We start from the raw sequence: 21,874 nt of genomic DNA on the forward strand, positions 1-21,874 counted from the left end.
ATTTGAGTATGAAAACCTATCTGCAAGCCGGGACTGCCCTGGCTCTTCTGTTTGCTGCCGCGCCGGTTATGGCGGCGGAAGCGCCCAAGGCGGAGGCCGCCACCGCCGCGGCTCCGGCCGAAGAGATCACCGAAGTCATCGTCTATGGTCAGGGCCAGAGCCGTCAGCTTCAGACGCTGAAGGGCAGCGAACTGTCGCTCGAAGCCGCCGGCACCTCGCCGCTGAAGGCCATCGACAAGCTGCCGGGCGTGTCCTTCCAGTCGGCCGACGCCTTCGGGGCCTATGAATGGTCCACCCGCATCACGCTGCGGGGTTTCAACCAGAACCAGCTCGGCTTTACGCTGGACGGCGTGCCGCTGGGCGACATGTCCTATGGCAACCACAACGGCCTGCACATTTCGCGCGCCATCATCTCCGAAGACGTCGGCCGCGTGGACCTGATGCAGGGTGCCGGTGCGCTTTCGACCGCCTCTACCTCCAACCTCGGCGGCACGCTGCAATTCTTCTCGCGCAACCCGGCGCAGGACATGGGCGGTGAACTGGCCGGCACGATCGGTTCGGACTCGATGCATCGCCTCTATGGCCGCTTCGAAACCGGCACGCTCGAAAGCCTCGGTGGCCTGCGCGCCTTCGTCTCGGTCGCCGATCAGAAGTCCGACAAGTGGAAGGGCGGCGGCGAGCAAAAGCAGCAGCAGATCAGCGCTAAGGCCGTGCTGCCGCTGGGCGAAGGTGAACTGACCGGCTTCATCAACCACTCCGAACGCCGCGAGCAGGACTATCAGGACATGTCGTTCGAAATGATCGGACGTCTGGGCCGCGACTGGGATAACTTCCAGCCGAACTATGCCGCCGCTATCGGCGTGGCCACCACCCTCAACAATCCGGCCCTCTACGTCTCCGGTCAGCTTGACCCCAGCTCGGGCTACTGGACCGGCAAGGGCGTCAACCCCTACGCCGGCTATGGTGTCGCCAATCCGGACGACGCCTACTATTACGGCGCGGGCGTGCGCGATGACGACCTGATGGCGCTCAGCTACGAGACCCCGATCAACGACATGATCAAGGTGTCTGGCACCATCTATAACCACACCAACAAGGGTCAGGGCCTGTGGGTCACCCCCTACACCGTTTCGCCGAACTTCGGCACGGCCGGTGCAACCACCAATAATGCGCCGCTGTCGATCCGCACCACGGAATACGACATCGACCGTACCGGCGCCTTTGGCGCGGTGAACTTTGATCTCGGCGCGCACCAGGTGACCGCCGGTCTGTGGGTCGAAGACAACGACTTCTCTCAGGCTCGCCGCTTCTATGGCGAAACCCTGAACGCCCCGTCGCGCGATTCGCTGGGCTTCCAGTCGAACCCCTTCAAGACCTCGTGGGAATACAAGTTCAACACCAAGACCACGGTCGGCTATGTGCAGGACGTGTGGACCCTCAGCGAGCGTCTGAAGCTGAACTACGGCTTCAAGGCGATGAAGGTGGAAAACTCGGTCTCGACCGTCACGGGCAGCGCCCTGTCGGGCGAGATCAAGTCGGACGACAGCTTCCTGCCGCAGGCCGGTATCGTCTTCAAGGCCCTGCCGGAAGTCGAACTGTTCGGCTCCTACTCGGAAAACATGGCTGCCTACGTGTCGGCGGCGACCTCGGGCCCCTTCGGCTCGCAGTCGCAGACCATCGTCAACTATGTCAGCCAGAACCTGAAGCCGGAAAGCTCGAAGACGTTTGAAGGCGGTCTGCGCCTCAACCTCAGCAACTTCCGCGGCGTCGCAGCGGTCTATCACGTCGATTTCTCGGACCGTCTGCTGGCCATCCAGCAGGGCGCTTCGATTCTCGGCAACGCCTCGGTCCTGTCGAACGTCGGTTCGGTGAAGACCAACGGCGTCGAACTGGGCGGCACTTGGCGCTTCACCGACAGCCTGCGTCTGTCGTCGTCCTATAGCTACAACGACTCCAAGTACGCCGATAACTACACCAGCAATGGCGTAACCTATCAGACCAAGGACAAGTCCGTCGTCAATACGCCCAAGCACATGCTGAGCGCCGACCTGAGCTTCGACAACGGTACCCTGTTCGCCACGGCCGGTGCCAAGTACACGGGCGACCGTTACTACACCTACGAAAACATCGGCGGTAAGGTCGAAGGCTTCACCACGGTCGATGCGACGCTGGGCTATCGCTTCCCGGCCAATATCGACGTGCAATTGAACGTCACCAACCTGACCGACGAAAACTATATCTCGACCGTGGGTTCGGGTGGCTTCGTCAACCGCGACACCGCCGGCACGACCATGACCCTGCTGCCGGGCGCCCCGCGTCAGGCCTTCGTCACGGTCCGTAAGCGCTTCTAAATTTGGAAGACCTCCGGGCCTCTGCTGCGGCCCGGATACAAACTACCGCTCCGGTGACCCCACCGGAGCGGATTTTTTTATAGGGAAAGAGTCTGTCCCGTTTCGGCGCTCTGGCGGCCCAGATCGAGCAGGCGCATGACGTCGAGCGCCTGTGCGGCGGGGACGGGCAGGGGGCCGGAGCCGCGAATGGCCTGCGCCATCCCCTCGTAAAAGGCCGGATAGCGTCCCGGTAAAGTCGCCTGCGCCACCGGGGGCAGGGGATCGGCACCCGACACCGGCGTCAGCACGCCGTCGCGGTCCATGCCCCAGCCCTCGCCGCCGACCGGCTGTCCGGCCTTTAAGGTCTCTTCCTGCGTGTCGAGGCCGTATTTGACGTAGCTGCCCAGCCGGCCATGAATTTCAAAGCGCGGTCCCGGCGCGGGCGTGAGGGCGCTGGCCTGCAAGCGCACGCGGCGTGCGCCGTAGAACAGGGTGGCATGGAAATAGTCATCGACCACCGAGCCGTCGCGCTGCTGCGCCAGATCGAGCGCGATGGCATTGGGCGCGCCAAACAGGCACAGGGCCTGATCGACCAGATGCGCCCCCAGATCGTACCACAGGCCTGACCCCGGCAAGGCCTGCTCCCGCCAGCGGTGGCGCAAGGCCGGGCGAAAGCGGTCAAAGCGCGAGATAAACAGACTGATCTCGCCCAGGGCCCCCGTTTCGATCAGGTGCTTCACGGTCAGAAAATCGCCGTCCCAGCGGCGGTTATGAAAGACGGTCGCCAGCCGGTTCGCCGCCTGCGCTGCCGCCAGCACGGTTTCGGCTTCTTCGGTGGTGAGGGCGAAGGGTTTGTCGATGACAACGTGCTTGCCCGCTTTGAGCGCGGCGATGGCCTGCGGCGCGTGCAGATCATTGGGCGTGGCCACGACCATCAGTTCGATCGCTGGGTCGGCCAGAGCGGCCTCGAAATCACAGACGGTTACGCCGGGCAGATCGGCCTGCACCGCAGCGGGGCGCGACGACACGACGGTGGTGAGTCTAAGGCCCGCCGCTGCCCGGATCAGCGGCGCATGGAAGGTCTTTCCGGCATAACCATAGCCGATTAAGGCCGTCTTGACCGGCGCGTTCATCGTCTCACCAACTGTAGTTAAAACTGATGCTTATGCGGATATCTTCAGACAGGTTGATCGGCACTTCATGGCGCAGCCAGCTTTCCCACATCAGGATCGTGCCGGACTTGGGTGCCTCATAAACGAAGGGCTGATGTTCGCGCTTGGCGCCTTCCTTGCGCGGCGGCGAATTCATGAAGCTGGTCAGGCGCGGGTCCTCGAATTTGAGCGCGCTGGCCCCATCGGGCACGCTGACGTAGAAGGTGCCGGAAATCAGGCTGTGCGGGTGGATGTGGTTCGAATGGTGCCCCATGGGCTCGAGAATATTGATCCACATATTGTCGAGCTTCAGCGCCCCGGCGGGCAGGTCGTATTCCAGAATCTCGACAAAGCGCGCGGCGTGGGCGTCGGTATGCGCCTTGAGGTCTTCAAAGGCGCTGGCCAGCAGGGGCAGGTTGTTCAGTGACCCATAGGAGGTGTAGCCGAGATAGCCCTTTTGCTGCGACCAGTTTTGCCCGGCCTCGTCCTCATCGGCGAAGGCGCGGCAGGTGTCGTCGATCTCCTCCAGATAGGCCGCGAAATCCGGCAGGTCCGACAGATCGGCCCGGTAGATTTCGGTGGTGAACAAAGGCGTGACGGTGGAGGCGTAGGGCTGGCTCATGCTGCCTTTTCGCCCAAAGGGACGCTCGCGGCAAGCCTATTCGAAGACGCTGAGGTCGGGCGCGGCCTTTTGTCCCGGCGGCCGGCCGTAACGGTTGGGCCCCTTAGTGCCGGGGATGAGGCAGAGGATCAGGATAAGGGCTCTATTTAGCCAATGAATGATATTGCCGGCCGTCCCTATCACACGGGCGATGTGTTCGTAATCTGGATTAATGCCGGTGCCGTCCGGCGAAACGACAGGGACAGCGAATGGAAGCGCGCCGGAAAGGCCAGAGATGAGGAAGGAGAGCAGGAAAAAAGCCGCTGGCCACGTCTGAGTATTCATGTCCTTAAGGCGTCGAACTGACAGCGCGTAACTGGGCCATATCAACACAAAGGCCAGCAGCCCGAAGACGCTAATAACCGGGCTGGCGATAGAAATGCCGGTATTGATTATTCCCGGTAACAGAAAAGCATAGGCCGCAAACAAAGCCAGCGATGTCGATACCATAAACAACGCATAGGGCAGGCGCGCGGTACGCCCTTTGGTGGACAACAGAAAACGCCACATACAAAACTCCCCCCGGTGGTTGTGACAGGTAACCTATCACTCACCGGGGGGCGTTGTCATGCGTTCAGAGTAAGGCCTATTCCAACTCGAACTCGGCATTGAGCGTCATCGCGGTCGAAACCTCGCCGCCGGCAATGGCGGTATCGGACTCGGCCTTCATGGCCATGGCGCGGACCATCGGCATGGGCGGCGGCGCGGACATGGCGGCGTTTTCGTTCAGCGACTTGATACGCTTCACCGTCTTGCCCAGCGATTTGGCATAAAGCTCGGCGCGCGTCATCAGGGTCTTGGTCGCCTCAATGCGTGCCTTGTCCTCGGCGGCCGAGGGGTCTTTGAGGCCGAAGGAGATGCCGTCGATCTGGTTGATGCCGGCCTTGACCACCGCGTCGATGGCCCCGCCCAGCTTCTTGACCTCTTCGACGCGCACACTGATGCGGTTGCTGGCCTGATAGCCGCGCAAGGTCGGCGTGCCGCCATTTTGCGGGTAATCATAGACGGCGTTGAGGCTGAGGCCGGTCGTCTGCACATTTTTGTCGGCAATGCCCTGCGCCTTTACGGCGGCGAAGACGCTGTTCATCTTCTGGGCGTTGAGCTTCATGGCCTCTTCGGCGGTTTTGGCCTCGGTGACGACGCCGAAGGTGATGAAGGCGACGTCCGGCGTCGAGCGCACCTCGGCCGTTTCCGACAGGGTGAGCAGGGTGCCCATAGGGTGATGCGCCATGCGCTCCGCCATCGGCGCTTCCGGGGTTTGGGCCATCACCGGTGCGGCGGCGGTCATCAGGGCGAGGGCAGCGGCGGAAACCGCGAACATCCGTTTCATAAGTGTCTCTCTTCGTTTCTGTCTCTTAGGCGCGCAAGCGCTGGTAAACGGGTCTGGCGGTCCTCCGTGACCTCTTTATGACCCTGGCTTGACCGCCACAGGGCGGAAGATGCCCCGCCTGTGTGTCAATAATCCATGTGCGCGTGTGAACGACGCATGAACCCGCCTGACGATTTCGCGTCAGCTTCCTCACCGCCGTGTCTGGGGTGTTGAAAATGCCGATACAGGGCTTTAAATCGGGGCGTGAGCGTGTTAGGCACGCAACCCCTGCCTTTGGTGCGGGCGTGTAGCTCAATGGTTAGAGCCGACCGCTCATAACGGTCTGGTTGGGGGTTCGAGTCCCTCCGCGCCTACCAATTTCCCCAAAAGATGTTGTTTTTGCAATCTTTTTTGGTCGCCGAAGTGAGTTAGACACTTGGGTTAGACACTTCTTCGTCTGAGCCTCGCGTGTGCGGACTTTCTTCATAGCCTCTTTCGCCATCTTTTTCTGGTTCGCTGCTGCGGTGTAAAGCGCGGCTTCTTTGATCGAGGACAGGCCTAAGACCGCCATTATTTCTTTCTCGGAGCACCCGGCCTCGGCCAGACGTGAGCCCGCCAGTTTGCGAAGGCCATGGGATGATTTACCCTCAGACAGTCCGGCCTCCTTGGCCCATTCGCTCATGTAGTTGCCGAGCCCTTTGATGCTGTAGCCCGTACCGTAGTCTGTCTGCAGGTAAGGGGTTTTCGCGCTGGCCTTGTTTGCGGCAATCGTACGCCGGAGTTCGGGATGAATCGGGATATCGACGGTCACCCGTTTTTTGCCGGCGCGTATCTTGGCCTGAACGACCCGGATCATGCCGCCTGGTATCTCATGAGCCGCTCCCAGGACAGCGGCGTCGGAGACGCGCTGCCCCAGATACGACATTAACGCGTAAGCCAGACGCTGCTTGCTGTTTAAGGGCCAGTATGCTTCGAAGGCCGCCGCATCGGCCTCATCCCACGCCGTGAAACCCTTTTTCTCATAACTGGGACCTTCGACGAACTGCGCCGGGTTGCTTGTGAGGATTTTAGAGGTGGGAGCCGCACAAAACCGGAAAAAGGTTTTTAGCCGCTTCAGAAACGACTTGGCCGCACCTGGCCGGTCGCTCATGTCATCGATCCAGCTTTGCACGACGATCGGCTCGACCTCAGTGACTGGCAGATCGAGATAATCCGCCAATTCGCGTTCCATCATTTGTCTGTAGTGGAGGCGGGTCCGTGGCTCCAGCGACTGAAACTTCGAAGATCCGTACCAACGGGTCAACGCCCATTCGAGAGACCCTGTCTTGTCCTGCTTCGGAGCCTTTTTCTTTTCCGAACCAGGGGACCTCGAAGGCAGAGCTGCGGCCTTGAAATATGTCTCCATAAATTCGCGGCTAAGCGGCGTGCCCGGAAGCGTTACTGACGGCACGCCCCGTTTGCGGAAGTAGTACCGTACCTTTCCGTGCCGATCTCTATATCGCTTGATGTATTTGAGGTTTTCTAAGGTCATCGCGGCGTTGAAGGAAAGGGTTGGCTTTTTCAACCGGTGCTGTGGCAGGTGCCGTGAGAACCCGAACAAGGCCATCCGCGGTTATCTCGGCACCGCAGATGGGAAGCCCAGCGTCCTGAAGGACGCGAACGGCCATCTCAAGTGTTGTCTTCCTGAAAACACGAGGCTGGTTACTCATCGGATCTTCCTTGCGGAGCTTGCAGACACTGAGGCGGTGCAGACTTACAGCGCGAATCTTTGCCTATCGTTGCCTAAATGACCATCGCCATTTCGCCGACTCTCGCTTCTTTTCACCGCGGGCGGCGTTCAAGTTTTGCCAAGCAAAAATCTGGCCCAGCAAAGCCTGATTGATATTTGTCGGCCAGGACTCGCGTCGCCTCACGTTCCATCGAAATTTTTTTGCTCACGAATTTCTTGAAATCTGGCGGGTGCACAGCCCTCAAATCGCGCGGAGGGCCGAAAAACGGTGCAATTGACGTTCAAGCCTGCCTCGCCATTCAATCCGCCACGGATCAACTTTGGGCCCCCCTCCAGCCGCAGATCAACTGACCGACGGGCGGCGATTGCGCATACTCTGCGTGGTCGACGACTGCCCCCCGGGAGTGTCTGGCCTTGGTTGTCAACACCTCCCTGTCTGGCGGGCATGTTGCCCGCGAACTCGATCAGATTATTGCCCAGCGAGGTAAGCCGAAGATGATTGTAAGCGACAATGGCACTGAGTTCACCAGCAACGCCATTCTGACCTGGGCCGATCGCAGCCAGGTCGAGTGGCATTACCTTGCTCCTGGCAAGCCCTACCAGAACGCCTTCGTGGAAAGCTTCAACGGCTGGCTGAGAGATGAACTGCTCAATGAGACGCTATTCAGCTCCATGGCTCATGCCCGCGTCGTTCTCCAGACCTGGCGCAACGACTACAATACAAATCGTCCGCACTCGCGGATCGGCTGGTTGACGCCCGTGGAGTACGCCAGAAAATTCACCCCGCGTCGTGATCAGGCGCTGCGCTCAATGCGCAGGTCCGCGCCTGCGACCCACACTCACCCCCACGCCGATTTCGGCCAAACCAACCGCGGGAGCGAATTCAAGCCTGGAAAAAAGCGAGGGGGCAAGGTCGACCGAGCAAAATTTTCGGGTGGCGAAAGCAATCTAGAATATGGACTAAACTTGGCCCACCCAGATACCAACGATTTTGGGGCGGTTGGCTGCACATCCGTCAATAACAAGCTTAACCGATTTGCCGGTTGCTTCCGCGCTCATGATCGCCGCCGTTATGCTTTGGTTTTGCGGAGAGCCTGAGGGCAGGATATACAGGTCGCCGGACGAACAGTTATCCGGATTGATGGTAGGCGTGCTTAACTGGACCAGGAGATCGGTCGTGTACCATCCGATCAGGTAGGCATTCACTTTCGCCGAGGGGACGTCCCGTACGGTGGCGAAGGCATTAGAAGCGCTGCTTGTCACGGCGAGAGCCAAAGTTAAAGATCGTAGCCAGGTCATTGGAAAGCCCATAGTTAGCCGGGATGGTTCACGGCGGGGGTAAAAAGATGCAGCGGTCGAGCGTATGGCGTTGTTTCGGAACAGATTTTTGGGGGTCTAACCCACAATTAATTCCAGCACTGCCAAGGCCACGTCCGCCAGGTACCAAGATGCCGATCTTCCATTTGAATTGCAAAGCGTTTCCCGCAAGAAAATAACAGCTGCTTTTGATGGCGGACGCACCAGTTCGGTCGGTGGTGCCATGCTGTTGTTTGCCGCGGAACGTCGGATCTGGGTGATTGATCGGCTTTGGCGATTGATACCCGATCGGCGCTGATCTGCTCCTCATTATATGGCTTTTTGGGCACGCTTCTCGGGAGAATTTGTATTTCAACAATTCAGAGGAGTGGCCAAGATATCGGCGTTCGATTAAGGTGGCTAAATCCTAGGTGGAGTGCATGTCCGTGTCGGTGGAATTGCCAAAAGAAGGCGAAATGCGCGAGGATCGCGAGTTCGATCGTTGGGTAAAGAGGAAAACTCTTTCACTTCAATGGTGGGCCATTTTTGTTCCGGCAATTGTCACTGTCGTAGGGTTAGTCGCCCAGAAAGCGCCGGACGTTCGCGTACCTGCTGCGCAGGCCACAAAAGCGTCGTTGAGTTCCAGAGCGAGCGAAGCAGGAGTGACAGACCCATTGCCCCCCACAACAGGGTCTGGGGTTGAATCCGAGCCGATTATTGCGTCCGCGCCCGCCCCAATTCCCGACAAACCAAGCCGCACGCCGACAAATCCTGTTGCTCCAGAATTGGCATCCAAAGACCTCATACAGAGGCTCGCCACACCGCGCTGGAAGGAGAGGCAGTCAAACGCTGGATGCGACACATACACAACATTTAGCTACAGCGACCTAATGTTGACCGTCAAAACGGGTAATCTGGAGCAACAGTTTAAGAACCTTAAAACCGTAGGGGACGTTCTTGAAATGACTGACTTGGAGGGGGCTCACGCTGATAGTATTAGAGTATATGACAGTACAATACGTTGGGGATCGTTGGAGTTGGAGCCATGTCCAGAGTCATTCTGAGCGTCATTTGCATTCTTCTCGGAGGGTTATTGTTTTTTGATTCGGGTGCGGCTTGGGCAGGGGATCCGGCCTCATGTCAGATTCACCAGAGCTATTGGGATAAAGCCGAGGTCCATACTTCCGACCAAGCGAGAAAATTCCTCGATATTATTCCAGCACAGTGTAAGAACTTGCGTGCAAGCCTTGAAGACATCGCCGAGGACGGTAGCCAAGGAAAGCTCCCTCGCTATTTTGTGGCTAGAGGCCTGATAGAGTTTGATCACTGCAGAAAACTGCAAGGCGGCGCTGAATGTATCGTCTGGATCACGCCCAATGCCCGCGGACAATGGTATTTTCGAAACACAGACGGGTTGATCGACATTCAGGGTGAATTTCCCAAAATGGAAAGCCTGCAATGTGGTAGTGAGAAAGGTAAAGCGACGCAGTTATTCATGCTGGTTTTACAACCCGTCCGAAATAAGTGCGTCTTTACGTATAGTGGACCCGTTGAGCCAGCGTTGACAAGCGCCTTCCTCATGTCCGGAGGAACGGTAAAAATTGTGCGAAATATATGGAAGTAACCGGTGGGCTAGTGGCGGCAACTATGCGCCGACCGATTTCGAGTCGGCGTACATCATGCACTTTCCTGACACAACCGGTTGTTGAAATGCAGATTTTTGATCAATGAAACCGATAAACGCGAATTTCGTGTCAGATTCGGCCTATAGGGTTCGGTTTATCTGACCCCGTTTGCACGGGAGAATTTGAATACCGCCTTTATCGGGATCACCGACTGGTTTTCGAAGTTACAGACTGGTAGCTGATTGAAAGCCCTGAGCTATACCTAGGGCCACATAATCAAGTTTACTTTTTTGATGTGTATCTCGGTTGCCTCACTCAGCTTGCAATCCTTGCGTTTGTTTTTGGATTCGCTTCTCATTTTCAATTAATGCGCGTACTCTCAAGCCAATACCGCCGGTAGTGCGCCGGGGCGTGGGAGACCGAACAAGCCACTCCGGACAGTTGCGTTGGACATCCAATGGCTACGGAGACGGTCATGCTTTATGCAAACGGTGAGTATTCCCTTGAGCAGTTCATCGAAGACACCAGCCGTGTCAAATCGGTCGAGCGTTTGTTCGAGGTGTTTATCGCGGCGATGGCCAACCTCGGTTTTGACCGGGTGAACTTCTCAGTCATGCGCGACCTCGATCTCGACGCATCCGCGCAGGGCTTCGGGCTGATCAGCACCTATCCCGCCGTCTGGCAGGACTACTATGCCGATAACGGGCTCGCGCGCATCGATCCGGTCGTCAAATGGGCCGTGGGGTCTGTGCGTCCCTTCCGCTGGAACGATATCGAACATCAAGCCGAGCTCACCCGTCGGCAAAGACATTTCCTGCGCGAGGCCGAGGAGGGCGGGTTGTGCAACGGCATCGGGGTGCCATTCCCGGGTCCGAGGACCCTTAGGGGCGGTATTGCCCTGGCGACGTCCGTCAGGCGGTCGAAACAGATGGAAAACCTTGATGTGCTCGCCGCCTACTGCCACCAGTTTTACGTCGTCTATAAGCGCCTCGTCCCGCCAGGGCTCAGGCTGTCTCCGGCCGCGGCCGCACTGACCCGCACCGAGCAGGAAGTACTGATGCGCATCGCCCATGGCCTGTCGAATGAAGTCATCGCTCACCGTTTGGGCATCAAGGCCGGATCGGTCGACTTTCATGTGCAAAACATCTTCCGCAAACTGAAGGTCAACAACCGGACCGCGGCCGCCACCAAGGGGCTGATGGGGGGGTATATCGAGGTTTGATTTTTTTTGGGGGGGGGGAAGATTTTCGTCAATTTCGCGAAACCCTAGGAATCCGCCTAGTGGTAACCTGTGGAGGGCTGTGGATAACTGTTAACCATCCGTAGAAGGAGGGTTTGGGGATGCTAAAGCTCATTTCCTATAAAGACATATCCACGCACAGTGACCTGTTTTTCAGCCAGTTTCAGCTGCGTCATCGCGAGTTCATCGAGCGTCAGAGCTATGCGGTCAAATCAATCGACGGCATGGAGTTCGATGAATACGACTCTCTGGCAGCACAGTACCTCGTCTTTACCGAAGACGGTCGCACCGTCCTGGGCTGCAGTCGACTCACGCCCATTGATCTCGGCTGTATGCTCGCCGACCACTTTCCCGATCTCGTCGAGGACAAATCGATCTTCACCGCCCCGCGCGTGTGGGAAGGGACGCGTTTTTGCATTGACAGCCGGTTGCCGTCTGAGATGCGACGCCTCATCTGCCAGTCGCTGGCTGTCGGCTATATCGAGTTCGGGCTCGCCCACGGCGTCGACCAGATCATCGGGCTGATGCCGACCCTGATCCTGCGCTCAGTCTTCGAGCGCGCGGGGCTCACCCTTCACCGACTAGGGTCGCCCCGCGCGATTGGGACACACGCGCGCATACAGGCCGCCGCCATCCCCATCCGATCGTGGCAGCGTGATCGGGTCTATGAGGCCACAGGCCTGCGCGATCTTCTGACGGCTGACTTTCGGTCCGTGGAAGAGCATGTCGCCTGAGCGGCGGGGACATGAAGGCGGCGACAGACACGATCAGACGATTGCGGATGGCATTGATAGCCTTGACCGCCTTCGCAACGATATGCGCGTAGCCGGACTCTTTGACTGCGCTGACCTCCTCGATGAGGCCTTTGTGACCTGTCTCAAGGCCTATGTCGACCGCTGGGGGCGGGTGCCACCCCGTATTGATGATGAGCCTCAGGGTCAGGCCGAGTAGGGATCTCTGGTCTGTCTCGCTGAAGCCCAACCTGTGTCGCGAGCAGAAGGCTCGCGGGGAGCGTGCCGATGAAAAACGGACATGTGGGAGGCCTCACCCCCTCGTGTGAGGTCTGGAGAGATACGGCCGCCTATCAGCCGTATCTCTCCTACGACAAACGCCGCTGGGCCTGGCTGTGGCTACAGCGCAAACCCGGGCTGCAGGCCATGGCCTCGTGGGAGACGGGGGATCACTGGGCAACGCAAGGGCAGGGGGCACACACCCTCCTGCGAGGGGAGCTGAATGACCTTTTTCTCACGGGGTATTTGTTCATGCTGAGCGGGCGCCCGACACGCCACAGCACGAATGGCTCTTCTGGGCCCCGGACCTCGACGCCTCCATCGTTCAGGTTCAGGCCGAACGGGTATCCCGCGCTACCGTCGGTGCCTTCGACGTGACTGAGGTGTCCGCAAAGCGCGATCTGCTTCGCGACGCCTTCGGCCATGAATGGCTGATCCTCGCCGATGAGGTCGGTCAGGTGCAGTTGGACATAACCCATGGCACCCTGACCGAAGGCCCCGTCCTCCTGCACTTTGACGTCACCGGGTTTCGGACCTTTTCGGCCAAGCTGAAAACCCTGGCGCGTCTCGACGCTCTGCACCGGATCGGTCGCTTCCCGCGCGCCCTGTTTCCACCTGAAGCCGGCACCGCCAAATGGGCCCGCGCCCTGCAGGCCTATGACGGCATGTGCGCCGGTGCCAGTCACCGAGAAATCGGTGCGGCCCTCTTTGGTGAAAAGCGTGTGCGCGAAGAATGGAATGGTCGCTCCGACTATCTCCACTCCCAGGTGCGCCGTCTCCTCATCTATGCAAGGAAAATGGTCGATGGCGGCTACAAATCCCTCCTGCAATGACATCTCAGACCCGGCCGTCGTCTGGGCCCTGGTGCGCCGTCTCTATGCGTTGGGCCCCGGCGTGCGTCCTGACCTGCTCTGGGGGCTCGTTTTGGAAGGCATGGCGGTCGTTTTGGGTGTCATCGGGCCCTTTGCCCTCAAAGCCCTTATTGATGCCCTGAGCCGTCCCCCCGGCGCCTCGTCTCTGGTCTTGGGCCTCGGTCTGGTCTTTGTGGGGGCCTGGGCGGGTGGCGGTATTCTCTCCACCTGGCGTCTGGTGTCTTCGACTCGGGTGATCGACACCCTGAGCGCCGATCTGGCCGCCGCCGCGCTGGCGGGTGAATTGCCGCGCGTTGCGGCCAGCCGCGACGGCGACAGCGGGCGCACCCTCGGTCTGATTGAGCGTTTGCCCTTCAGCCTGCTGATTGTCGTCGATGGTCTGATCTGGCGAAGCCTGCCGCTCGCCTTGCAGATCGCCGCCAGTCTGTGGGTGATCGCAGGCGTCATCCCTGCGTCCTACGCCATCGGGCTCTTTCTCACCCTGGCCGGGTATGCCGTCTTATCCTGGTGGGGTGCGGTGCGTCATCGACAGCACGCCAGCCTTGCCAATCTGGCCGCCGCGGCCGTCTCGCAAGGCTTAGGCGATGTCTTGCGCAATGCCCGTCGCATCGTCCTCAATGGCACCCTGACGTCTGAGGTCGGCGGCATTCGCGCAGGCATCGGTCAGAAGGCCATCGCCAATCAGAAGATGACCGGCTCGCTCGTTTTGACAGCCCTCGCTCAGTACGGCTGGCTGGGCCTTGGTCTCGTAGGGCTTCTGGTAGCAGGGGCAGGCGATGTCTGGGCGGGACGTCTGAGCGTGGGCGATTTCATCATGCTCGAAACCTACGCGCTGCGTCTGGCCCTGCCCTTGAGCGGGATCGGCTTCCTGCTCAGCCAGTCCGCCGGGGCCATCGCCAATATTCGCGATGTGCTGGCCTTGCGGCGGGCCGGTGCAGGTATGGTTGAGGCAGGGCCGGTACGGTCGGGCGCCGCGGAGATTGAACTGCGAGACGTGTCTTTCCGTTATGCCGGCACGACCGCAGGCGTTGAAGGCGTGTCGGTGGAGATCCCCGCCGGGGCCTTCGCCGTGATCGTCGGGCCAAATGGCTCCGGAAAATCAACTCTGGCACAGATCATGGCCGGGGTATTTTTACCCTCTCAGGGGCAGGTGCGCATAGGCGGGGTCGATCTGGCTGAGGTCGACGCCCGGGCCCGCTATCGCCACGTCCTCTACGTTCCTCAGTTCATCACCTTCTTAAACCGCACCCTGCGCGACAATGCGCTTTATCCGCCGACCACCACCACCGAAGCCGATCTGGTGGCGCTTCTGGCCCAGTGGCGTTTCTATGAGGCCGGGCGCGAACTGGATCTCGCCACCCCCGTAGGCGAACTGGGCGAGCGTCTCTCAGGCGGTCAGATCCAGAAGCTGGAACTGGCGCGCGTTGCGGGCATAAAGGTTCCCGTCCTGATCCTCGATGAAAGCACCTCAGCGCTCGATCCCTCAAGTGAAGCGCGCATCCTGTCCGACCTGCGCCAAAGCTTTGAAGGGCGCACAACCCTCGTCATGGTCACTCACCGTCTGAGGCTGGCGCAATCGGCTGACCACGTGCTGTTTATGAAAGGGGGTAGGCTGGAAGCGTGCGGACGTCATGTCGATCTCATAGAGACCGTACCCGCCTATGCCCAGCTCTGGGCGCAGGGGGCGGAGTGAGGGGCTTGGGTTTGAGGTTAGGGGAAGGGCGTCTTCGCGCGGCCGCGCGAACCGGGCCTGTCGTGAATGGAGCCCCTGCGGGTCTCCAGCCTTCGGCCTAAGTCCCTGACGCGGTGCCATTTATGGACTTCCTTTTCGGAAGCGCACGGCCAGCGCGTGATTTGCCGCTGGCTTTACTTTCGCTTTGAGCGATCTCTGGCGGGAGCCCTTCCGACTCGAATAGCTCGCCGACAGAGGCGTTCAGCGCTTTCGCAAGTCTGTAGAGGGTACGTGCAGTCGGATTTCGCTCCCCGCCTTCCAGCTGGCTAATATAACCTTGGTCAAAAGTTCCAAGACGGAGGGCGACTTCCTCCTGAGAGAGCCCGAGCTTGCTCCTCAAGCGCTTGAAATTCCAACCGATTAGCCGATCCACGTCCATGCCTAATGCAACTTGGAATCGGTGGCATCCGCCATGAATCACCCTCCATATTCAGGGCGTTTTCTGTTTCTTGTTTGGCTTTTGCTTCCGTCCGGATCGGGTCTTTTTCACTTCAGTCTTGTTGCTAAACAAGATGGCGTCGGGCACGCCTTCACGTTGAAACAATTCGCCCTCTGATACGCCGAGAGCCCCAGCCAGCCGGAATATCGTTCGGCTGGTCGGGTTGAGTTCCCCATTCTCGAGGTGGCTCATGTAGCTTTGATCAAGCGTGCCTAATCGGAGCCACAGCTCATCTTGAGACAAGCCAAGCTCTTGTCGCAAGCGTCTGAAATTCCACCCAATTAGTGCGTCCACATCCATGGCTCAAGCATCACAGCTTGAGGAATTTTCGCCATGTATCACCCTCCATATTGCGCATCTAAAAATATGGAATATGATTCATATTCTGAATTTCACGCCAGACGTGTGCATTAAGGGGGCAGTTAAGGTGACAGGCACTCCAGTACCCAGCGTAGATGGCATTCCGTTAAACGCCGTTGATAGGCATGTAGGCGCGCGTTTACGCGTTCGCCGCGAACTGGTGCAGATGTCGGAGGACTGGCTGGCCGGTCATCTGGGCGTCTCTCCCACGCAACTGCGGGAGATTGAAGAGGGACGTGCCCGGATTGGCAATCGCGAACTGCTTCTGTGTGCAGAGGCGCTCGACGTCCCCGAACGGTACTTTTACATGGGGTTCGGACAGGGCGGGAACGTGCCCGGCCCAAAGCGACCGCCCCGCCGTGAGATGGATTGCTGGTTTTCCGCAAACCTGTTTCCACATGAGGGTCTGTTCCTGTCCGTCGGGCGTCGCATGACGGGCAGCACTGAGACGGCGCGGGAAATCCTCCATGACATCTACGCCGACTTTGTCACCGCTGACAAATGGCGGGCGATCACCCATCCGAAAAGCTACGCCCTGCGCGCCATCCGAAATGTCGCGGCAAGCCTATTCCAGCGTTCAAAGATCGTGTCGATTGAACTGGTGGCCAACATGGAGACCTTCGACCAGGCCGATTTAGGCCCTGACGCACACGAAATCCTTTCGGCCAAGGAACGCCGGCGCATTGTCCTCGACGCGATTGAGGGGCTGCCGCCCCAATGTCGCAAAGTCATGAAGATGCGCCGCTTAAAGGAAATGTCGCCACCGGCCATAGCGAAAGAGCTGGGTATCAGCGTGTCCATGGTCGAAAAGCACCTCGCCAAAGGCATGGCGATTGTCGCGGCGCGTCTGGCGGATCAGGAGCCCCCGCTGTTGAAAAGCGGGCAGGCGCGGCGAGACACGGCGGCGAGCGAATAGACGCTGAATGTATTTTTTCGTAGTGTCTGGCCTCACGTCAGCTGGGCGGAGGGCACCGTGTCCGTAGATGATCCCGAGGCGACCGATTGGACGGCCCTGACGGAGGAGGCTGCCCTTTGGCACGCGCGATTGGAAGCCGGAACAGCGGGCGTCAGCGCCTTTGAAGCGTGGCGAGACGCCAACCCGCATCACGCCGTCGCCTATGCCCGCATTCTCGATACGGCGGACTCGATTGATACCCTGAAAGATTTAGATCTCAGCCAGGATACAGACTTACGACCGCGGAGAGGTCTGACGCGCCGCCATTGGCTGCAAGCCGGCGCGGGTGCCTTGGTCATCGCGGTGGGAAGTGGTGCGTGGGTTTTGACCCAGAGCCGGGCCGAAGCCTCAACCCGTGTCGGAGAACGCCGAAGCCTGACCTTGTCGGATGGCGTTCAACTTGAACTTAATACCGACACGCGCATAGCCTGGAAGACGGGGCGCAAGGGCAGTGAGGTCTGGTTAGAGCAGGGGGAACTCGGCGTCGTTGTGCCAACGAACGTCAAACCCTGCAAGGTGAGGGCTGCGGGCCGAGAGATTCTCATGACCGCGGCAGACGTGAATGTCCGTTTGCGCGCATCGGCCTTGGAGGTCACCGTCGTTAAAGGCGATTGTACGATCGAGGGCGACTCCGAGGCTCAAAAGGTCGAGGCAGGGCAGGGGGCCCTTGCGAGCGGTGCGGAGACACGAGTCAGGCCGATCACTCAGAGCGACCTCAATTTCACGACAGCTTGGCGTCAGGATGCGGTTGTGTTCAACGGTCAAACCCTTGGAGTGGCCGTCGAAGAGTACAATCGCTATTTGCCGCGGCCGATCGTCATTGTTGACCCAGAACTGGCGGGACTGAGTATCGGGGGGCGCTTCAGTGCTCGCGATCCAGAGGTTTTTTTGGAGAACTTGCAATCGAGCTTCTCGATTCATGTGACCACGAGCAACGATGGATCAAGATTGCTGTCGAAATGACGGAGTAGACATGCTTATGCAGACGTAAATCGAGCATGGTCATTGTCGATATCGTCACATTGAAATGCTACTCATGCCTCTTCCGCGGTTGGCCCGCAGGCGACATAAGTCCTATTCATGGAATGCGAAAAGCGGAACTGCAGATTGCTACCTGTTCACTTTCGAGCATCCAGAGTGCTACCGCAAAAAATGTAATTCGCACTGCTAATGGCAACTCACAGTCTTGCTCCGCGTTTAAGGAATCTCTCCAAGTGCCAACGATAAATTTGATAATTTCGAAGTAGAACCAATAAGTTAAACTATTTTTGCTTGACGGCTGATCTTGAATCTGCGAGAGTTCTTAGTACTAAAAAGGGTACTTCTCATGACCATTTCCGTCGATATCGCAGATCGCCAATAGGATTGCACCGATGAAGAACAGGCGGCCGACGCAATTGCAGCATTCCAGGCTGAGACTGCTCTCGATGATGGCGCCGTGCTGAGGCTATGGGAAGATGAGTCTGATCCTTGCCGAGACGAGCTTGAGGCGCGGATTTTCGCCGCAGTCGACTTAAATGGTACAGCGAAGCGTGCGGCGGAAACGGTGCCTAGTGGAATTTCTCTTTTCATTGCAGACGCCGAAACGGCGAACTGATCAATTGCCATTGTATCTTGATTAGGGGTTTGATCTGATGCCGTAGGTGTTGTGCGGATCAAGCGAATGCCTGTGGATACTCTGACAATCGAACGTCGAAGCTGGCTCATGAGCCGCGTTACGGGGAAGAATACCAAGCCTGAACTGGTCGTCAGGCGCCTTCTCCACGCTCTTGGTTACAGATTTCGGCTGCATGCCAAAGACCTCCCCGGCCGACCGGATATCGTATTCAGAAAGAGACATAAGGCAATATTCATCCATGGCTGCTTCTGGCACGGCCACGGCGGATGCCGGAAGGCCAAGGTGCCGGCCACTCGCTCGGAGTTTTGGATACACAAAATCGAGACCAATAAGTCGCGCGATACTCGTAAAGAAGATGAACTAAGGGCGCTCGGGTACGACATCATGACAATTTGGGAGTGCGACCTGAAGGATCTCGCAACCGTGTCGACGAGAATAATCTCGTTTTTGGGCCCTATACGTCACTAGCTTCCAGGCTATCTAGAAACGCAGTAAGCGCGCCGGCGTCTTTTTCCTTTTCCAGATAGTTCTGGTAGGATTTGTACGCACTGTCGATAAGTCCGCGGTATAAAACCACCCGAGCATTTATTGGATCAAGCATCTTCTGCAGGCCTTCGTCCTCCCAATCGGACGGGTATTTTCCGAGTACGATGATTATCTCGATCGGCTCCTTTTCTTTCCCAGCGGCTTTCAGGCATTTTTGAAGAGCTGACCTGTATTTCTGCACCTGTTGAATCAGCTCAATGACCGATGTTGATACCAGGTCGCGTTTCAGTTCGATTATGATGTGAGTTCCCGACGTGCTCTTGTAGCGGATGTCGAGGCGTCCTGCTTTTTCTGCCGCAGTCAAGCCGGCGTCGACCTTGGCGAACGCGGTCGCCACGCTTTGCTCCATGACCGGCGTTTCCGACGCCCGCTCCCACATCGGATCCAGTAGCCACAAGTATCTGAACAAATACTCTTGGATGACCTTTTCCAAAGCGTTGTCATCAACCTTTTCGTGCAGGGTCTTGATGACTTGGATGCGTTCCTTCGTTATTCGGTGATACATCGACGCTTCGATTTCATCGAAATTGCCGAGCACCTTCGCCAAAACCGAAAGGTTATCCGCGGTTATGTCCTCCAAGGTGTCTAGTTGCTCTTTATACTTCAAGCTTTCAAAGGCGATGACAGAGTGCACGAACAGACGGTTCCGTTCTTCTTCGTTCACGGGCATCTGATAGATCTTACCGAAGAGCGCCTTGGCTTTCTTCTTGTTGTCGCCTTTTAGCTCGCCCATCCATTTGTCGATCTTGGCGTTCTTACGAGCTTCGGCTTCTCCCTTATCGTTTCTGAATTCGGTCCAGTTGTCGCGGACCTTGGCGATCAGCTTCTTTACGTAACCGCTAAGAGCGATGTAGCGCGGATCGTCTTCAATCAGGCGCTGCCGGCTACTCGTCGCCAGGTCGTCCTGACTGTCGTCGTCGAGAAAGTCGGCGTGGATTTCGCCGATGATGTACTGAGCATAGATGCCGGCGTCCCCGAATTCGTCCAGGATATTTTCCTGGGCCAGCTTCTTCCGCACGATGACGGAAATATTGTTGAGGCTCTCAAGCCCTTCGTCCTTCGCCTGACCGGCTTCTCGGAAGGTACCGATCCAACCATACACGTTCATCTCCTTGGCTCCATCGGCTGGAGTACCGTCCACCTTGAGCGGATAGAACAGTCGATCGGTCAACGGAATCTTCTTCTCCGCGTTAATAGCGAGGACGCCGTAGTCTGCGTCGCCCGAGCCTATCGTCCAGAGATACTGCAGATTCTTGAAGTACCCGCGATCCTCAATCCCGACTTGCTCGCCGTTGATGAAGATTTGAAAGGCGTGTTCTTGGCCGACGATTGCGAACCTTCGGGCGAGACGAGTCTTGAGAAACGGCGCCGCGCGCTTTATATTACGCCGGAAATGGCTGATCTTGATCCTAGTGCCTTGGGCAATAGAGATATTTGAGGACGGGACTTCCTCCGGGAAATAAAAGCCCGTTTGCGCTTCGTCCGCAGCTTTGATCTTGGCCTTGATGTCCGCGAGCTTCAGAACGAGCCCGGCTTTGGCACCGTTTCTGACGGAATGCACCTCAATGTTCTCCGCCACGGAAAACATCGAAAGCTTTCCAATACCCTTTCGGCCCATGACCGGCCTGTTCAGGTTGAGCGAAGTCCCCTCTCCGTGCTCGCGGCGCTGATACCCAATAAATAGGAACTTGTTGTTCAAGTCCTCTACGGTCATGCCATGACCGTTATCGATGATTTCAATCGTTTCCTGGTCTAGGTCGAAGTTGATATCGACGCGCGTCGCGTCGGCATCCCAAGCGTTCGCCACGGCTTCTGAAAGGACAGCCGGAATGTTACTGTAAAGATTGATCCCAAGGTGATTCAGCACGTTCAGGCTGAGACTCATCTTGAACTTTTCGGACGACATTTTGCCCCGCAAGATGTTCCTTGATCGACCTGGCGATCACGCGCCCGAGTTGAACGGGTACCGCATTGCCGATCATTTTGGAAATATGCTTGATTATGACGGGCTTTCCAGGCTCTGTAAATCGGTATGTGGCCGGGAAGGTCTGCAACAGCGCGCCTTCTCGCAGGGACAGGCCTCTATCTTGAGTTGGATGCCCAAACCGTCCATTGCCAAAGCCGGTGAACTGGGTAGTTATGGTCGGCGAGGGTTTGTCCCAAGACATGCGACCGTACACGCTGCGATACGTCGTTCGGCCTTCCTTGCGGTGGCAGGCGGCGACCAGATCGTCGTCCCAATCTTGCCAGGTGCCGTCAGGCACAGAAGCCTTAATCCGCTGAAGGTTGAGGTCCGACATCCCGGCCGACAGGTGGAGGTGGTCTGTAGCCGACGCTTCCCCGGCATTAATCGGTTCAAGGTGGGATATAGTTTCCCTGACAGTCCGGTAGGTATCAGAATTGTGGGTTGGGGCCGCGAGCTGGATCGGTCCCAACTTGGAGGCCAGCAGAACCAGCCGAGAGCGGTTCTGCGGAATTCCGTAATCCGGACAGAAGACCACATCTGAAGAGACTTGATACCCAAGCGTCTTTAGTTCGGCCTCAAAGTCTTCATAAACTTGGTGGCGTCGGACTTCAGGCACATTTTCCATAGTGACGATTTCGGGCTGGATTTCTTTGATCAGCCGACCGAATTCGTACAACATACCCCACTTCGTGTCTTCGGAAGTATCCTTACCCTGTGTGTATCTGGAAAAGGGCTGGCATGGAGCGCACCCTGCAAGAACCTTGATGGAGCTAGCGCCGAACAATGCCTTCAACTCGGAGCCGGTAACAAGAGAGACATCCTTGGCGATGAAAGGGACATCGTTGTTCTCTTCGTAAGCGAACTTACAGTTGCCGTCGATGTCGATACCGGCACGCACTGCGATCGATTCTAGGATCAAACCGTGGGTCAAGCCTCCGGCGCCGCAGAACAAATCCACTGCCGTAATAGGTTGACTGAATCCGGTTTCAAACGCCATTCGCGACCTCTTTTGCATTTCGAAGCAGTTTATAACTC

At 57.9% G+C, this 21,874-nt stretch carries 19 protein-coding genes, 1 tRNA gene and 1 pseudogene; 13 read left to right on the forward strand and 8 right to left on the reverse strand.

The features are described from left to right. Positions 1-8 precede the first annotated feature (8 nt). On the forward strand, positions 9-2,351 hold the full coding sequence (locus tag AACH73_RS12930; protein ID WP_338736182.1) for a TonB-dependent receptor: 2,343 nt from the start codon (positions 9-11) through the stop codon (positions 2,349-2,351). 77 nt (positions 2,352-2,428) lie between these two features. On the opposite strand, the gene AACH73_RS12935 is transcribed toward AACH73_RS12930, so the two are convergent. From AACH73_RS12935 to AACH73_RS12950, 4 genes are all read right to left on the reverse strand, one after another. Beyond that, positions 2,429-3,463, reverse strand: coding sequence for an oxidoreductase (locus AACH73_RS12935; protein WP_338736183.1), 1,035 nt, complete (start codon positions 3,461-3,463; stop codon positions 2,429-2,431). Positions 3,464-3,467: 4 nt separating this feature from the next. Beyond that, a complete protein-coding gene (locus AACH73_RS12940) occupies positions 3,468-4,103 on the reverse strand; it encodes a TIGR02466 family protein (protein WP_338736184.1) in 636 nt (211 codons plus the stop codon). 36 nt (positions 4,104-4,139) lie between these two features. Next, entirely contained in the window at positions 4,140-4,652 is a 513-nt protein-coding gene (locus AACH73_RS12945) for a DUF805 domain-containing protein (RefSeq protein WP_338736185.1), read from the reverse strand. Between the two features lie 76 nt (positions 4,653-4,728). Continuing rightward, on the reverse strand, positions 4,729-5,472 hold the full coding sequence (locus tag AACH73_RS12950) for an SIMPL domain-containing protein (RefSeq protein ID WP_338736186.1): 744 nt from the start codon (positions 5,470-5,472) through the stop codon (positions 4,729-4,731). 280 nt (positions 5,473-5,752) lie between these two features. Between AACH73_RS12950 and AACH73_RS12955 the strand changes: the two genes are divergently transcribed. From AACH73_RS12955 to AACH73_RS12995, 9 genes and pseudogenes are all read left to right on the forward strand, one after another. Then, positions 5,753-5,828, forward strand: a tRNA-Ile gene (locus tag AACH73_RS12955). A gap of 410 nt (positions 5,829-6,238) precedes the next feature. Further along, entirely contained in the window at positions 6,239-6,379 is a 141-nt protein-coding gene (locus AACH73_RS12960; RefSeq protein WP_338736187.1) for a hypothetical protein, read from the forward strand. Between the two features lie 1,142 nt (positions 6,380-7,521). Further along, positions 7,522-7,957, forward strand: a pseudogene (locus AACH73_RS12965) (integrase core domain-containing protein); the annotation flags it as partial. 1,564 nt (positions 7,958-9,521) lie between these two features. After that, positions 9,522-10,100 (forward strand): hypothetical protein, encoded by a 579-nt coding sequence (locus tag AACH73_RS12970; protein ID WP_338736188.1) that lies wholly within the window; start codon positions 9,522-9,524, stop codon positions 10,098-10,100. Positions 10,101-10,576: 476 nt separating this feature from the next. Beyond that, positions 10,577-11,323, forward strand: coding sequence for an autoinducer binding domain-containing protein (locus AACH73_RS12975; RefSeq protein WP_338736189.1), 747 nt, complete (start codon positions 10,577-10,579; stop codon positions 11,321-11,323). 119 nt (positions 11,324-11,442) lie between these two features. After that, positions 11,443-12,075, forward strand: a complete 633-nt coding sequence (locus tag AACH73_RS12980; RefSeq protein WP_338736190.1) for an acyl-homoserine-lactone synthase — start codon at positions 11,443-11,445, stop codon at positions 12,073-12,075. Then, positions 12,065-12,292 carry a hypothetical protein gene (locus AACH73_RS12985; protein WP_338736191.1) on the forward strand — a complete coding sequence of 76 codons (228 nt, stop codon included), beginning with the start codon at positions 12,065-12,067 and terminating at the stop codon, positions 12,290-12,292. Before AACH73_RS12980 ends, AACH73_RS12985 begins: the two co-directional genes overlap by 11 nt. A gap of 433 nt (positions 12,293-12,725) precedes the next feature. Continuing rightward, positions 12,726-13,184, forward strand: a complete 459-nt coding sequence (locus tag AACH73_RS12990; RefSeq protein WP_338736192.1) for a DUF2285 domain-containing protein — start codon at positions 12,726-12,728, stop codon at positions 13,182-13,184. Beyond that, a complete protein-coding gene (locus AACH73_RS12995; protein ID WP_338736193.1) occupies positions 13,156-14,916 on the forward strand; it encodes an ABC transporter ATP-binding protein in 1,761 nt (586 codons plus the stop codon). Before AACH73_RS12990 ends, AACH73_RS12995 begins: the two co-directional genes overlap by 29 nt. Before the next feature lie 97 nt (positions 14,917-15,013). Here AACH73_RS12995 and AACH73_RS13000 read toward each other — a convergent pair whose 3' ends face one another. Both AACH73_RS13000 and AACH73_RS13005 read right to left on the reverse strand, forming a co-directional pair. Then, positions 15,014-15,334: a helix-turn-helix transcriptional regulator gene (locus tag AACH73_RS13000; RefSeq protein ID WP_338736194.1), complete on the reverse strand. Its 321-nt coding sequence runs from the start codon at positions 15,332-15,334 to the stop codon at positions 15,014-15,016. A gap of 51 nt (positions 15,335-15,385) precedes the next feature. Beyond that, a complete protein-coding gene (locus tag AACH73_RS13005) occupies positions 15,386-15,694 on the reverse strand; it encodes a helix-turn-helix transcriptional regulator (protein ID WP_338736195.1) in 309 nt (102 codons plus the stop codon). A gap of 127 nt (positions 15,695-15,821) precedes the next feature. Here AACH73_RS13005 and AACH73_RS13010 point away from each other — a divergent pair, with 127 nt between their 5' ends. The 3 genes from AACH73_RS13010 to AACH73_RS13020 all read left to right on the forward strand — a co-directional run bounded on the left by AACH73_RS13010 (position 15,822) and on the right by AACH73_RS13020 (position 18,795). After that, positions 15,822-16,670 carry a sigma-70 family RNA polymerase sigma factor gene (locus tag AACH73_RS13010; protein ID WP_338736196.1) on the forward strand — a complete coding sequence of 283 codons (849 nt, stop codon included), beginning with the start codon at positions 15,822-15,824 and terminating at the stop codon, positions 16,668-16,670. A 57-nt stretch (positions 16,671-16,727) separates the two neighbouring features. After that, a complete protein-coding gene (locus AACH73_RS13015; RefSeq protein WP_338736197.1) occupies positions 16,728-17,672 on the forward strand; it encodes a FecR domain-containing protein in 945 nt (314 codons plus the stop codon). A gap of 700 nt (positions 17,673-18,372) precedes the next feature. Beyond that, entirely contained in the window at positions 18,373-18,795 is a 423-nt protein-coding gene (locus tag AACH73_RS13020; RefSeq protein WP_338736198.1) for a very short patch repair endonuclease, read from the forward strand. Here the strand turns inward: AACH73_RS13020 and AACH73_RS13025 are convergent. Beyond that, the gene (locus AACH73_RS13025) at positions 18,782-20,758 is read right to left on the reverse strand and encodes an ATP-binding protein (RefSeq protein ID WP_338736199.1); all 1,977 of its coding nucleotides are present in this window, start codon (positions 20,756-20,758) and stop codon (positions 18,782-18,784) included. The genes AACH73_RS13020 and AACH73_RS13025 overlap by 14 nt on opposite strands. Then, complete coding sequence (locus AACH73_RS13030; protein ID WP_338736200.1) at positions 20,706-21,836, reverse strand: DNA cytosine methyltransferase; 1,131 nt, start codon at positions 21,834-21,836, stop codon at positions 20,706-20,708. Before AACH73_RS13030 ends, AACH73_RS13025 begins: the two co-directional genes overlap by 53 nt. Positions 21,837-21,874 lie beyond the last annotated feature (38 nt).

The organism is Asticcacaulis sp. DW145 (assembly GCF_037101385.1).
In the GTDB taxonomy this organism is placed as follows: domain Bacteria; phylum Pseudomonadota; class Alphaproteobacteria; order Caulobacterales; family Caulobacteraceae; genus Asticcacaulis; species Asticcacaulis currens.

Bases quoted from the DNA above. Each gene is read 5' to 3' on its own strand.
- AACH73_RS12930 (WP_338736182.1), top strand. From the start codon at position 9: ATGAAAACCTATCTGCAAGCCGGGACTGCCCTGGCTCTTCTGTTTGCT.
- AACH73_RS12935 (WP_338736183.1), bottom strand. From the start codon at position 3,463: ATGAACGCGCCGGTCAAGACGGCCTTAATCGGCTATGGTTATGCCGGA.
- AACH73_RS12940 (WP_338736184.1), bottom strand. From the start codon at position 4,103: ATGAGCCAGCCCTACGCCTCCACCGTCACGCCTTTGTTCACCACCGAA.
- AACH73_RS12945 (WP_338736185.1), bottom strand. From the start codon at position 4,652: ATGTGGCGTTTTCTGTTGTCCACCAAAGGGCGTACCGCGCGCCTGCCC.
- AACH73_RS12950 (WP_338736186.1), bottom strand. From the start codon at position 5,472: ATGAAACGGATGTTCGCGGTTTCCGCCGCTGCCCTCGCCCTGATGACC.
- AACH73_RS12960 (WP_338736187.1), top strand. From the start codon at position 6,239: ATGAATCGGGATATCGACGGTCACCCGTTTTTTGCCGGCGCGTATCTT.
- AACH73_RS12970 (WP_338736188.1), top strand. From the start codon at position 9,522: ATGTCCAGAGTCATTCTGAGCGTCATTTGCATTCTTCTCGGAGGGTTA.
- AACH73_RS12975 (WP_338736189.1), top strand. From the start codon at position 10,577: ATGCTTTATGCAAACGGTGAGTATTCCCTTGAGCAGTTCATCGAAGAC.
- AACH73_RS12980 (WP_338736190.1), top strand. From the start codon at position 11,443: ATGCTAAAGCTCATTTCCTATAAAGACATATCCACGCACAGTGACCTG.
- AACH73_RS12985 (WP_338736191.1), top strand. From the start codon at position 12,065: ATGTCGCCTGAGCGGCGGGGACATGAAGGCGGCGACAGACACGATCAG.
- AACH73_RS12995 (WP_338736193.1), top strand. From the start codon at position 13,156: ATGGCGGCTACAAATCCCTCCTGCAATGACATCTCAGACCCGGCCGTC.
- AACH73_RS13000 (WP_338736194.1), bottom strand. From the start codon at position 15,334: ATGGACGTGGATCGGCTAATCGGTTGGAATTTCAAGCGCTTGAGGAGC.
- AACH73_RS13005 (WP_338736195.1), bottom strand. From the start codon at position 15,694: ATGGATGTGGACGCACTAATTGGGTGGAATTTCAGACGCTTGCGACAA.
- AACH73_RS13020 (WP_338736198.1), top strand. From the start codon at position 18,373: ATGCCTGTGGATACTCTGACAATCGAACGTCGAAGCTGGCTCATGAGC.
- AACH73_RS13025 (WP_338736199.1), bottom strand. From the start codon at position 20,758: ATGAGTCTCAGCCTGAACGTGCTGAATCACCTTGGGATCAATCTTTAC.
- AACH73_RS13030 (WP_338736200.1), bottom strand. From the start codon at position 21,836: ATGGCGTTTGAAACCGGATTCAGTCAACCTATTACGGCAGTGGATTTG.